Here is a 14,465-nt window from a genome sequence, read left to right as displayed (position 1 = left end):
TTTTCGAAATGAGACTGACTAATCAAAAAGCCCTGTAAGAATGTTTTTTCTTGCAGGGCTTATCTTTATGGAAAAGAAATTATTTATAGCAAATTGTTGGAGCCAAGTATAATCAACATGGTATATCCCAATATTAGTCCGATAATTCCCATAATGATACCGACTTTTTCCATATCCTTTTGTTGAATCATACCTGTAGCATGTGCCAGTGCGTTGGGAGGAGTACTGATGGGCAATATCATTGCTAATGATGACCCGATTGCTACCCCGATCAATAAAGTTTCGACTCCACCTAATGAAAATAGGTTTTCACGCATACTGCTTCCCGCAATAGCAAGAATAGGGACTAGCAATGCCGCAGTAGCCGTATGTGAGATGAAATTTGCCATGGCATAACAAATCAGTCCGGAGCCGACAATCATTAGTGCAGGAGGCCATGTGTTGAAGGGGATAGCTTCAATCATATGTTTGGCTAGTCCTGTTTCCTGTAAGGCAACACCTAGTGCGAATCCACCAGCTACCATCCAGAGTACACTCCAACTGATTTCTTCCAGGTCACGTTTGGTGATAACTCCTGTTATACAGAATACGGCTACCGGAATCATGGCTACTACATTGGAATTCACTCCTGTCACTTTGTCAAACATCCATAGGACAACAGTGATAGCGAAAGTGATATAAACCACAATGGAACGCCAATCTTTTTTGGCTTCACCTTCGATTTGTAATTCAATATTTTTTTGTTTAAAAGGGAATAGTCTTAAGAGAATAAACCACGCAATAAACAATACAATAATGGTATAAGGCAACATAAAACTCATCCACTCTCCAAAACCGATGTTCAGGTTTAGCCCTTCCGGATCATTCAGGTATTTTAAAGCAATGGCGTTAGGTGGTGTACCGATAGGAGTTCCCATACCGCCTACATTGGCCGCTACAGGAATAGCCATGGCCAGCCCTATTTTCCCTTTACCGTCTGCTGGCAGTGCTTTTAATACAGGAGTAAGGAAAGTGAGCATCATGGCAGCTGTAGCTGTATTGCTAAGGAACATTGAAAAGGCAGCCGTAACGAGAATGAATCCTAATAATACATAGCGTGACTGTGTTCCGAAAGGTCGCAGCATGACACGTGCCAACAATACGTCCAGTCCGCTTTTGGTTGCTGCGATGGCAAGTATGAACCCACCTATAAATAGCATAATGATAGGATCGGCAAAGCAGTGCATAATGGACTTATATTTGACTGTCTGGCCTAACTCATCAGCTGAAATATTTTGCGTGAGGAACCATAAGCTACTGTCAGAAACGGTAAGTAATAGTAATACAACAATCAATACGGAGGTTGTCCACGCAGGGATAGCTTCGAATACCCACATCAGTGTGGCAAAAATAAAGATGGAAATAAGTCTTTGTTCTATGACGGTTAATCCTTCTATTCCAAATGTGCCAATAGGGAGGAACCATAAAATAAGAGAGAGAGTAATAGCTACGGTTAACTTTATGCATCGGGTTACTGTCCGGTTTTTTGCCAACCGTTTGGCTTTTTTTAAATCTTGATAAGCTTCCACTAAATGGAAACCATGAAAAATTTTGTACATAATATTAGGTTAAGATAAAATTAAAAAAAACGGTGCAAAAATAACTTTTTATTCCATATATAGTTATTCGAAGATAATTTTTTTCTAGTCAAAGTGTCTTTGGAGATATTAATATAGATATTAGGTTAATTAGGACAAATTCTCTAAATTTGTGCCATTAACTTGACTAATACATCCATGGAGCATACTGAAACTTTAATAGTGGAGCAGTTGAAGACAGGCAATGAAGATGCCTATCAATACATCTATGACCGTCACTATGCCCTGTTGTGTCATGTCGCGAATGGCTATGTAAAAGATCAATTCCTCGCGGAAACCATCGTCGGAGATACTATTTTTCATTTATGGGAGATTCGTGAAACGCTGGAGATTTCCGTTTCCATCCGTAGCTATTTGTTGAGAGCCGTCCGTAATCGTTGTATCAACTATCTTAATTCAGAATGGGAAAAGCGCGAGATTGCGTTTTCATCTCTAATGCCTGATGAGATCACAGACGATAAAATGACGATATCCGATTCGCATCCGTTGGGGACATTGCTGGAGCGTGAACTGGAAGAGGAAATATATAAAGCCATTGATAAATTGCCGAACGAATGTCGCCGCGTGTTCGATAAAAGCCGTTTTGAAGGAAAATCATACGAAGAAATTTCTCAAGAGTTAGGCATCTCTGTCAATACGGTTAAGTATCATATAAAGAATGCATTAGCATCTTTACAAACGAATCTAAGTAAATATCTGATTACTCTACTTTTATTTTTTTTCGGGTAAAAACGAAAAAAAGTCATTTTTAGACTACCCTCAATTAAAAATCTACTGTCTCCTTTATAGAACGCAGAAAAATGGAAGAAGAAAAGAAACATATTGATGAATTGATTGCAACCTATCTGACCGAAGGTTTGGACAAAAATGCTTTAGCCGAACTGAAAGCATGGATAGCTGCATCACCTGAAAATGAGGATTATTTTATTCAGCAACGGGAAGTCTGGTTCTCTGCCGTGAGCCGTGAAGCCGCGTCGAAATACAATAAAGACAAGGCATTCGATACCTTTAAGAATCGTATCGGGAGCCGGAAACAAGTGGAGAAAGCTCCTCGCCAGGAATTCCGTTTGTCGGCGTTGTGGCGTTATGCCGCGATTATCGCAGTCATACTTGCAGTAGGATGCTTCTCATATTGGCAGGGAGGAGTGAATGTAAAAGACACTTTTGCAGATATATCCGTAGAGGCTCCTTTAGGATCAAGAACGAAACTTTATTTGCCTGATGGTACATTGGTTTGGTTGAATGCCGGTTCACGAATGACCTACTCACAAGGCTTCGGAGTAGATAACCGTGAAGTAGAATTAGAAGGCGAGGGATATTTTGAAGTCCAACGGAATGAGAAACTTCCTTTCTTTGTAAAGACTAAAGATTTGCAATTGCAGGTACTGGGAACTAAATTTAATTTCCGTGATTATCCGGAAGATCATGAAGTCGTAGTATCTTTATTGGAAGGAAAAGTAGAACTGAATAATTTACTGAAAAAAGAGAAAGAAGCAGTTCTTGCCCCTGACGAAAGAGCGATATTAAACAAAACGAACGGACTGATGACAGTAGAAACAGTCACAGCCTCCAATGCTTCGCAATGGACAGGCGGCTATTTGTTTTTTGATGAAGAACTTTTGCCGGACATCGTGAAAGAACTGGAACGTAGCTACAATGTGAATATCCACATAACTAATGATTCATTAAATAAATTCCGGTTCTACGGAAACTTCGTCCGTCGGGAACAAAGTATTCAGGAAGTGTTGGATGCGTTGGCATCTACAGAGAAAATGCAATATAAAATTGAAGAGCGCAATATAACTATCTATTAACCGGTTACCAGAGATTATAATACTATGATTGTTTAACCTTATAATTGAAGAATATGAGTAAAGGAAATAATACTGAATAGTCTTTAGTGAATGATAAGGAGAGAAAAATAAAAACCGGAAGATCTCGAACATCTTCCGGCTCCTGAATCTCTTCTTCAACAACTTTCAAACGTGAGCATGTTTTCAAAAGAGATTATGCAAAGTTAGCAAAATACATCTCTTTTAAAACGAGTTATTCAAGTTTTAATTAAATAATTTGTTTATTTTATGAATTACAGGAAGAAGGCCATATTAATGGTCGTGGCTCTCTTTTGCCTTAACATAGCAATGCTAGCCCAGGCCGTTTCATTGAAAATGAATAATGTTTCAGTGAAAGAAGCAATGACGCAATTGAAGAATAAAAGCGGATATTCTTTCGTTTATAAAGTGGGAGACCTGGATACCAGGAAGATTGTAAGTGTAAAGGCAAAACAATTGAATGAAGCTATCGATCAGATATTGTACGGGCAAGAAGTTGTTTATGAGGTAAAGGGCAAGAATATTATTGTCCAAAAAGGGCAAGCGCGGCAGAATACCTCTAAAGACACTAAAAAGCGTAAAGTCACAGGTACAGTGAACGATGCCAACGGTGAACCGATCATCGGTGCTACCATCAAGGAAAAAGGAACAACCAACGGAACCGCATCTGATTTGGATGCTAACTTCTCTCTGGAAGTGTCACCGGGAGCTGTATTGGAAGTCTCCTATATCGGTTATCAGACACAGGAAGTAAAGGTGGGCGACCGGGTATCTTTATCTGTCACCTTGGCTGAAAATCAGCAAATATTGGACGAGGTGGTAGTGGTGGGGTATGGTACAACCTCCCGTAAAAACCTGACTACTTCTATCGCTACCGTAAAAACAGAAAAAATATCCAAAGCGGCTACTAGCAATATCTCCGGAATGTTGCTGGGACGTGCTGCCGGTTTGCAGGCAACCGTTGCCAGTCCCCAGCCGGGAGGAGGTATTAATATCTCCATTCGTGGAGGTGGTACACCGATTTATGTGGTGGATGGAGTAGTTATGCCTAGCGGCTCTTTTGAAGTCGGCACGGGAAGTACGTCACTTCCTTCTTCCGTCAATCGTGCCGGACTGGCCGGATTAAACCCCAATGATATTGAATCCATTGAAATCCTGAAGGATGCTTCTGCAGCAATTTATGGTATCGGAGCAGCGGATGGTGTTATTCTGGTGACAACCAAAAAAGGAAAAGAGGGAAAACCGACCATCGTGTATGAAGGAAGCTATTCCGTGCAAAAACATTATCCTTACCTGGATGTATTGAGCGGACCCGAACTGATGAACATGGTGAATGTGTTCAGTAAAGAGAATTATTTATATGACAAAGGTCAGTATCCTTATGGAAACGCCGCTTATGACGATAAATGGACACCTATCTTTACACCGACACAAATAGCCAATGCCCCGACTACGGATTGGCTGGACAAGGTACTGAAAACAGGTGCAGTGACCAATCATAATCTGACGATTAGCGGTGGTTCGGAAAAGTTTAAATACTATCTGGGCGTTAACTACTATAAAGAAGACGCTACCGTTTATAATTCGGATATGGAGCGATACTCCCTGCGTACAAACATCACATCCCAGCTGACTAATTTCCTGAAACTGACAACAATTGTCAACTTGAATCAGAATAATTACACGAACTCTACTGTCGGCGGAGATGTCGGAAACTTAAGAGATCAGGGAGCCGGAGCACTTTTCGGAGCAATTTTCTATCCCTCTTATCTTCCCGTGTACGATGCCGAAGGACAATATAATGTATTCAGCCGGACGCCTAATCCCGTTTCCATGCAAGATATTAATGACAAATCCGAGCAAAATGGTTACTACATGAACTTCTCACTGGATGTCGATATTATCAAGAATATGCTTTCAGCCAAAGTATTATATGGCTTGAACAAGGAAAATACTTCTCGTGATTCTTACATTCCTTCTGATATTTACTACGCATTGCAACGTAAATCCAGAGGAAACTTAGGATATGGAAAAAGGCAGCAAAGCACTCTCGAAGGTACATTAACATTCCAACATAAATTTGGAGAGTTATTGGATATGAATTTGATGGCCGGTATGGGACGTTATCTTGATAGTGGCGATGGTTCGGATATATCTTATGAAAATGCCAATGACCATATACAGGGAAGTAGCGTAGGTATGGCAGACGGTCCTTTCTATCCGACTTCCTATAAATATAAGAATGAAAAGAGATCACAGTTTGTCAGAGGAAGTTTCGACTTATTCGGACGTTATGTAGTATCCGCTTCATTGCGTCGTGACGGTACGGATAAATTCTTTCCCAGTAAGAAATACGCTCTCTTTCCATCTGTTTCTCTTGCATGGAAGATGAACGAAGAATCATTTATAAAGAATATCTCCTGGATTAATATGTTGAAATTAAGAGCCAGTTACGGTGAAACTGGTAGCGATAACCTGGGTACAACACTATACGGTATTGTAACGACAACCCGCGAGGATGTTCAATTCAATAATAATTCGGTAACTTACATTCCCTACATATTGTCCGGCGCTAACTATGAAGATGTCACCTGGCAAAAGACAGTCATGAAAAATATCGGATTGGATTTTTCTATTTTTAGAGATCGAATCTGGGGTAGTGTAGATGTATTCCGTAACGACGTAACCCATTTGTTGGGAACAGCACCGACAGAATTATTGGGAATGCACGGAACACGTCCTATCAATGGAGGGCATTATAAACGTACCGGAGTAGATGTAAGCCTGAACTCATTGAATCTCCAGGCACATGATTTTAAATGGACCTCTCAAATTACGATGTCCCATTACAATGCAGTATGGATCGAACGTATGCCTAATTATGATTATCAGAAATATCAGAAAAGGAAAAATGAACCGATGAATGCATTCTATTATTATAAAACGACCGGTATTATCGATGTGGATAAGAGTAATATGCCCGAATCGCAACGTTCATTGGGACCTGCCGCCTGTATGCCGGGTTATCCTATTGTCGAAGATAAAAACGGTGATGGAATCATTGACGTGAATGACTCTTACATGGATAACATGCTTCCTAAATTGTATTTTGGTTTTGGCAATACGTTTACATGGAAAAACTTTGATCTGGATATATTTATGTACGGACAACTAGGTGTAAAGAAATGGAATGACGCATATAGTTATAGTGCAGATGCCGGAAATCTCTCCAGGGGAGTGGATGCGCACAATGTGGGTATCTATTCTTATAACATCTGGAATACCCAGACAAACACGAACGGACATTTTCCGGGTATTGCAATCAGTAAATCAGTGGCTTTACCCGAAAATCTGGGCTTTGATTATACAAGAGAAAATGCCTCTTATATACGTGTGAGAAACATCACACTGGGATATAACCTGGGCCCCAAAGAATTATCCGTATTTAAAGGATATATTAGAGGAATACGTGTGTTTGTTGACTTTCAGAATCCTTTGACCTTTACCAAATACAAAGGATATGACCCTGAAATCAACACTTCCTCTTCGAATCTGACCGGAGGACAATATCCTCAAATGAGAGTTTATTCAATAGGTGCAAAATTAACCTTCTAAACTTCAAGCTATGAAATCTAACAAATTATGTCGTATGAAAAAGAAGTTTTTTTTACCGATGCTTGTTTCCTTGCAACTCTTATTCGGTAGTTGTGAGAATAATTTTGATCCTTATATTTACGGAGCTTTGTTGCAGGGAGAATATCCTTCCACAGAGCAGGAGTATGTTTCCTATATGATGGTTTGCTACCTGCCTTATACTACGGTTTGGACGTATGATATGGGTTCGGGTGGTTTGCAACATGGTATTCATATACAGTCTGGAGGAGCGGTGCGTATGTTTGATTCTGCTTCTGATATATGTGCGCCTGCTACCACAGTAGGTGCAGACTGGGAACGCCTTAGTAAAGGAGATTATAGTAATTGCTTTTATTACTGGCGCGGAAATGTAGACGACGGTGGCAACTTGAATCATTTCCCGAAAACAGCCCAGGTAACCCGTATGACTGAAGTGATTGGAACGTTGGAAAAAGCTCCCCTGACTGCTCTTACGGAAGAAAAGAAGAATAATTTACTTGGAGAAGCACGCTTGTGTCGTGGATTAATGATGTACTTCCTGTTGCATGTTTACGGTCCCGTACCGGTAATCCTGGATCCCGAAAAAGTAATTGATCCGGAAGCGTTGTCGAATACCGTGCGTCCTTCTTTGGATGAAATGACTCAATGGATTACGGATGATCTGGAATTTGCCGCAAAGAATGCTCCTGAAGTAGCCCCGGATTTGGGACGCTATACGCGTGACTATGCCCGCTTCTGTCTGATGAAACACTGTCTGAACGAGGGTGAACACATGGAAGGTTATTATCAGAGAGCGATTGATATGTATAATGAACTCAATACGGGCAAATATGATTTGTTTAAAACCGGAAGTACTCCGTACGTTGACCTGTTTAAGAATGCCAATAAATTCAATAAAGAAATGATTATGGCTGTCAGCTGTAGCCCGGCTGCCGATGGTAACCCGAAACATGGAAATGCGAATCCTTTCCTGATGTGGGCTTTACCTTCTGATGTGGCAAAAGGGGATCCTTTTCCAATGGGAGGCGGATGGCTCCAGGCTTTCAGTATGGATAAAAAATACTACGATGCTTTCGAAAGCAACGACGGTCGTCTGAAGACCATTGTAACCAGTTATAAGGATAAGAATGGTGTCGTTATCAACAAAGATAATCTGGGAGTGAGATGGAACGGATATATTATAAATAAATTCCCGCAGGAGACGATGACTACTTTCCAGGGTACCGATATTCCTTTGGCAAGATGGGCCGATGTATTATTGATGTATGCAGAGGCAGAAGTGCGCAAAACAGGAACTGTACCTTCCGTAGCTGCTATAAATGCGGTGAATCAGGTGAGAAAAAGAGCCGGGCTGTCGGACTTGCCGAGTGTGACAACCAATACAAAAGACGCTTTTTTAAACGCTATTCTGATAGAGCGGGGACATGAATTTTTCTATGAAGGTAATCGAAAGATTGACTTGATCCGCTTTAATAAATACGCGCAAGAAATGTATAAGGCAAAAGGCATAATGCCGACGCATCAATACATGCCGATTCCTAACTATGCAGTCGAACAGGCCATTTCTTATGGAAAAGAGCTGAAGCAGACTTGGGAACGTCCGGGTTGGGCGGAGGATAAGAGCAAAGCGCAGCAAAGTATAAATTAAACCTATTAACTGAATAAAAGATATGAAACGTATGAGTTACTATATAATTGGTCTATTATTGTCTTTAATGAGTTGGTCGTGTTCGGATGATGCAGAAACAGGCAGAGAAGAAATTCCGGTGGAAACTGATGGCGGATATTTGTTCGCTCACATGACTAATGCGAATTATGGAAAGTTGTATTATGCTGTTTCCCGGGATGGCATCAATTGGGAAACGCTGAATAAAGGCCGGATCATCAATAGCGCTTACATTGGACATCCTGATATTTGTCAGGGACATGACGGAGCTTTCTATATGATTGCAGTCAATCCGTTGGCTTTGTGGCGTTCGGAAAATCTGGTGACATGGACATCTACCCAGTTGAATGAAATGATTTTTAATCGTAGCAATGCACAGGGATTCTATACTACCTATTATTGGGGAGCACCCAAAATGTTTTATGACAAGGATAGCGAACAGTACATTATAAGCTGGCATGCCTGCAACGACCCGGATAAGGACGATTGGGACAGTATGCGCACTCTCTATGTGTTGACAAAGGATTTCGAGACCTATACGGAACCACAGAAATTATTCAATTTTACCGGTACGGATGAGAATATGGCTATTATCGATGCTATTATCCGTAAAGTAAACGGTGTTTATTATGCGATTATGAAAGACGAACGCGATCCGGCTGTTGCCCCGGAAACAGGGAAAACAGTCCGTATTGCCACCTCTTCCAATCTGACTGGTCCCTACACTAATCCGGGAGCACCTGTCACTCCGAATGATATGATGCGTGAAGCACCTATTTTTATCGAACGGCCGAATCATAGCGGTTGGTTTATTTATGCGGAATCTTATGCAGCCAAACCTTATGGGTATCATTTGTTTCAGTCGACCTCTATGAACGGCCCATGGAAAGAACGTACTTTCTCCGGACCTAATGTAAAGGATGGTACGGACAGACCCGGCGCACGACACGGCTGCATCGTAAAGGTGAACGAAACAGTTTATCAGGCTCTGCTGAAAGCATATAAAAAATAAATGTATAATCTTAATATGACTGCATTATGAAATATTATATATATACGGTTCTTCTGTTGCTGTTAACGGCATCTTGCAGTGATGACGTACAGAAATGGGATCAATGGCCGGAATGGAAACTTGCCTCTCCTCTTTCTGTAGGAGGTCAAGTGTTGGATGAAGAGATTTACTCTAATTTTCAGGGAAAAAAGCTTCATCTGGAAAAAGGACAGGAAGTCGAGTTTTCGGGGATTGACGAAATAGAATCCATTCTTTCACCGGATTACTTTGAATATGTGTCTGAAAATAAGGCCCGTTTCAAAGGAGAGACGGCTGATTATAGTGTGCTTTATGATCCTGCTAATGAGCTTTTGTACATAGAAAAAGCCGGGGCGACCTATCCGGACGGATTATGGCTCTGCGGAGCCAACTGGGGACATCCTCAAGCGAGGCTGGTTACCACAAGCGGCTGGAGTATGGACGGACCCAACAATGTGCTTTATTGCTATAAAAGTGCCGACAATGTTTTTCAACTGACTCTCTATCTGGCTAATAACTTCTCATTTAAGTTTTTCAAGCATAGAGGCTGGGGAGAAGGAGACAATGAGATCACTACTCTTCCCGAAGATAATATCACTCTAACTACCCCTTTCCTGGTTGCCGGAAAGACGGGAGGAGATTTTATTCCGGGACCTCTGTTCCAACCCGGAGTTTATCTTATCACGCTCGATTTGAACAATAACACTTGTGCTTTTGAAGCGAAAGATGAGAATATTCAAGAACAATCCTTCCTGGTTAACGGTCAGGAAATGGGTATATTAGAAGAGGCTTCATCTTTTCTGGGCATTGCTTTGGAACTTCATAAAGGTGATGAAGTGACTTTCAGCAATTTTGGTGATGTGAGAAAGATGCTTCAACCGGATTTCTTTGAAAATATAACAAAAGATAAAGCCACATTTATAGGAGTAGACGGAAACTATAAATTGTATTATGATCCGATAAACAAACTGACATATCTGGAAAACCGCTCGGTGAATTATCCGGATGGGTTATGGGTTTGCGGATCCAGTTTCGGACATCCTCAAGCCGGACGGGTGACTGTCGGTGCATGGACTTTCAACTTGCCGAGTGATGCATTCCAGTGTGTGAAGGTATCAGACAATATTTTTGAAACTACTCTTTATCTGGTTAAAGATTTCCAGTTTAAATTCTACAAACAACGTCCTTGGGGAGGTGAACTGGCTAGTACTATTGTCAATACGCAACCTGTTAATTTATTGGGTAAGGGATGGTATTACAGTGATCCGGCAACAGGTGGCACTGGTGGCGGACATTTTACCGGTGATTTTGTAGCCGGACCGGATTTCACACCGGGAGTATATCGTGTCCGGATAGATTTGAATAAGAATATATGTATGTTTATTGATAAGGTGGATGAAGGACAACTTGGACCGGAATCTTATAAAATAAATGGTACGGAACTGACTCAATCTACTAATCCAAGCTATATCGCTGTAGAGTTAAACCTCACGAAAGGACAAATGGTCGATTTCGAAGGATTTAGTTATCTGGACTATATGCTTCAACCGGAATACTTTACGAATGAAAATGGACAATATAAGTTTAACGCTCCGGACGGTAAGTATCGGATTTCATATAATAAGGATAGAGAACTTATATATGTAGAGAAAACGACCGATACGGAATTCCCGGAAACAGTATGGATAACTGGAGCTGCCTTCGGCCATCCTAGAATCAGCGGACTCCTTCCCGATGACATTGGAAATTGGGGATGGGATAATCCAAAAGACTTTATTTGTTGTGTGAAGACCGGAGATCGTGTATATGAAACTAACCTCCTTCTGAACAACGATTTCATGTTCAGATTTTATAAAAGAAAAGGTTGGAATAATGAAATTACTTCGTTTGATGTGACCATCGTATCTGAAGGTGATTTAATAGCCCGGGGCGGTTATTGGGATGGAGATCAATGGAAGGAAACAGAGAACTTCGGACCGGGAAATAATTTCAGAGCCGGTATATATCATGTCAAACTGGATATGAATACAAATACCTGTACGTTTACAAAGAGATAATAGTCTGACATAGGTATTAGTGTTACATAAGATAAAGAGGCCGGGTTTCACCGAAACACGACCTCTTTATACAAATAGCAATGTGGCTTTTTCTTTCAGAAATGTCTTATCATATAGATTCTAAAAATAATATCCATGAAGAATTTCCTATTTGTCTTAACTTTATTGTTTTCATTATCATCCTTTTCCCAGTCTCCGGTCGATAAGTCTTTTCCTCCGGAAGAGTTGTTTGCTTTGGGCTCTTACTATTATCCCGAGCAATGGGATTCCTCCCAATGGGAGCGTGATTTGAAGAAAATGTCGGAAATGGGCATCAAGTTCACCCATTTTGCAGAGTTCGCCTGGGCTATGATGGAACCGGAAGAGGGAGAATATCATTTTGAATGGCTGGATCGTGCAGTCTCTCTGGCGGAGAAGTATGGTCTGAAAGTAATCATGTGTACACCTACCCCCACGCCTCCCGTCTGGCTGTCGAAAAAATATCCCGACATACTGATTCAACGGGATAATGGAGTGACCATTCAACACGGACGACGTCAGCACGCTTCCTGGAGTAGCGATCGCTACCGTCATTATGTAGAAAATATCGTTTCCCGCCTGGCAATACATTATGGCAATAATCCTACTGTTATCGGCTGGCAGATTGACAATGAACCGGGACACTACGGGGTGGTAGATTACAGTGAAAATGCACAAGCCAAATTTCGTATCTGGTTACAGAAGAAATACGGCACTATTGACAAACTGAATGATACCTGGGGTGCCTCTTTCTGGAGTGAAACCTATCAGAACTTCGAGCAGGTTCGCCTTCCCAACCAGCAGGAAGTACCTGATAAGGCCAATCCTCACGCCATGCTCGATTTGAACCGCTTTATGGCGGACGAACTGGCAGGCTTTGTCAATATGCAGGCAAACATCCTCCGGCGGCATATCCACAAAGACCAATGGATCACTACCAACCTGATACCTATTTTCAATCCGGTCGATCCGGTACGGATCGATCATCCGGATTTCCTGACCTACACCCGCTATCTGGTGACCGGACATAATCAGGGAATAGGCGGCCAGGGTTTCCGGATGGGTATTCCGGAAGATCTCGGTTTCTCAAACGACCAGTTCCGTAATCGCGTAGGTAAAGCCTTTGGAGTTATGGAACTCCAACCCGGGCAGGTGAACTGGGGAGTGTATAACCCCCAACCTTTACCCGGTGCCGTCCGTATGTGGGTGTATCACGTCTTTGCAGGTGGTGGGAAATTCGTATGCAATTACCGTTTCCGTCAACCTCTGAAAGGCAGTGAGCAATATCATTACGGTATGATAATGACTGATGGAGTAACTCTTTCTCCGGGCGGTGAAGAATATGTACGCATTACGCAGGAGATGAAAAAACTGCGTGCCGCCTACGATAAGAAAAATCGTATGCCCGGTCAACTGGCCTCCCGGCGTATTGGTTTACTTTTCGATATGAGTAATTATTGGGAAATGGAGTTTCAGCGGCAGACGGATCAATGGCGGACGATGGCTCACGTGCATAAATATTACAATCTGCTAAAATCTTTTGCAGCTCCCGTAGACGTGATTTCGGAGAAAGAGGATTTTTCCGGTTATCCTTTCCTGATAGCTCCTGCCTATCAGTTGCTTGACAACAAGCTGGTGGAACGTTGGACTGAATATGTGAAGAAGGGAGGACATCTGATCCTGACTTGCCGTACCGGTCAGAAAGACCGTGACGCCAAACTGTGGGAGGCTCCTTTGGCTGCTCCGATCCATCAACTGGCCGGAATAAATAGCCTGTATTATGACCATCTGCCACACAATCTGTACGGAAAGATCGATTTCGAGGGTAAGGAATTTGCCTGGAATAATTGGGGAGACGTACTGACACCGGCTGCCGGAACAGATGTGTGGGCTGTCTATACAGACCAGTTTTATAAAGGAGCCGCTTCCGTGATACACCACAAACTGGGTAAGGGAACGGTCACTTATATCGGAACGGATACCGATGACGGCAAACTGGAAAAAGAGGTGGTACGTCGTGTATATACAGAAGCAGGCGTATCGACCGAAGATTTGCCGTACGGAGTAGTGAAAGAATGGCGTGACGGTTTTTACATCGCCTTGAATTATACGTCGGACATTCAGGAAATAGTCATTCCCGATGAGGCGGAGGTACTGATTGGCAGTGCACGCCTTGAACCTGCGGGAGTAGTGGTGTGGAAAGAAAAATCGGACAACAAGCATAAATAACCCAATAACAAGAAAAATGAAGATAAAAAATCTTATATCTTGTGCCCTTTGCGGGCTTACTCTCTTTGCCTGCTCACCGTCCGGGGGAGGGAAAGATGCGGAAATGGACTGTTTCATTACCGACTTAATGGAGCGGATGACTCTTCGTGAGAAACTCGGACAACTGAACCTGCCTTCGGGCGGTGATCTCGTGACAGGTTCGGTGATGAACGGTGAACTTAGCGATATGATTCGCAAACAGGAAATAGGCGGCTTCTTCAATGTCAAGGGGATCCAGAAAATTAATGCCCTGCAACACCTTGCGGTAGAAGAAAGCCGGTTGAAAATACCTCTACTTGTAGGTGCAGACGTTATCCACGGTTA

Annotated in this window: 9 protein-coding genes; 8 read left to right on the top strand and 1 reads right to left on the bottom strand. The window is 42.1% G+C overall.

Translation table 11 applies throughout. From position 1 onward, the window contains the following. Positions 1–83 precede the first annotated feature (83 nt). Positions 84–1,598 (bottom strand): SLC13 family permease, encoded by a 1,515-nt coding sequence (locus DXB58_RS06065; protein WP_122136225.1) that lies wholly within the window; start codon positions 1,596–1,598, stop codon positions 84–86. 177 nt (positions 1,599–1,775) lie between these two features. On the opposite strand from DXB58_RS06065, the gene DXB58_RS06060 reads away from it, so the two are divergent. From DXB58_RS06060 to DXB58_RS06020, 8 genes are all read left to right on the top strand, one after another. Next, the gene (locus DXB58_RS06060; RefSeq protein WP_004307060.1) at positions 1,776–2,366 is read left to right on the top strand and encodes an RNA polymerase sigma-70 factor; all 591 of its coding nucleotides are present in this window, start codon (positions 1,776–1,778) and stop codon (positions 2,364–2,366) included. Between the two features lie 71 nt (positions 2,367–2,437). Then, positions 2,438–3,451, top strand: coding sequence for a FecR family protein (locus tag DXB58_RS06055; protein WP_122136224.1), 1,014 nt, complete (start codon positions 2,438–2,440; stop codon positions 3,449–3,451). Between the two features lie 267 nt (positions 3,452–3,718). Beyond that, positions 3,719–7,084, top strand: a complete 3,366-nt coding sequence (locus DXB58_RS06045; RefSeq protein WP_122136223.1) for a SusC/RagA family TonB-linked outer membrane protein — start codon at positions 3,719–3,721, stop codon at positions 7,082–7,084. A 10-nt stretch (positions 7,085–7,094) separates the two neighbouring features. Further along, positions 7,095–8,750 (top strand): RagB/SusD family nutrient uptake outer membrane protein, encoded by a 1,656-nt coding sequence (locus DXB58_RS06040; RefSeq protein WP_122136222.1) that lies wholly within the window; start codon positions 7,095–7,097, stop codon positions 8,748–8,750. Between the two features lie 31 nt (positions 8,751–8,781). Next, positions 8,782–9,780, top strand: coding sequence for a family 43 glycosylhydrolase (locus DXB58_RS06035; protein ID WP_122136318.1), 999 nt, complete (start codon positions 8,782–8,784; stop codon positions 9,778–9,780). A gap of 26 nt (positions 9,781–9,806) precedes the next feature. Next, a complete protein-coding gene (locus DXB58_RS06030; protein ID WP_122136221.1) occupies positions 9,807–11,855 on the top strand; it encodes a DUF5125 domain-containing protein in 2,049 nt (682 codons plus the stop codon). A gap of 135 nt (positions 11,856–11,990) precedes the next feature. Next, positions 11,991–14,102, top strand: coding sequence for a beta-galactosidase (locus DXB58_RS06025; protein ID WP_122136220.1), 2,112 nt, complete (start codon positions 11,991–11,993; stop codon positions 14,100–14,102). A gap of 16 nt (positions 14,103–14,118) precedes the next feature. Beyond that, the coding region (locus DXB58_RS06020; RefSeq protein ID WP_304650858.1) for a glycoside hydrolase family 3 N-terminal domain-containing protein at positions 14,119–14,465 on the top strand (347 nt) is incomplete at its 3' end.

Source organism: Bacteroides sp. OM05-10AA, from assembly GCF_003439055.1.
Classification (GTDB): Bacteria; Bacteroidota; Bacteroidia; order Bacteroidales; family Bacteroidaceae; genus Bacteroides; species Bacteroides intestinigallinarum.
Note: the sequence above shows the minus strand (reverse complement) of the source record. Positions and strands in the feature narration are given on the sequence as shown.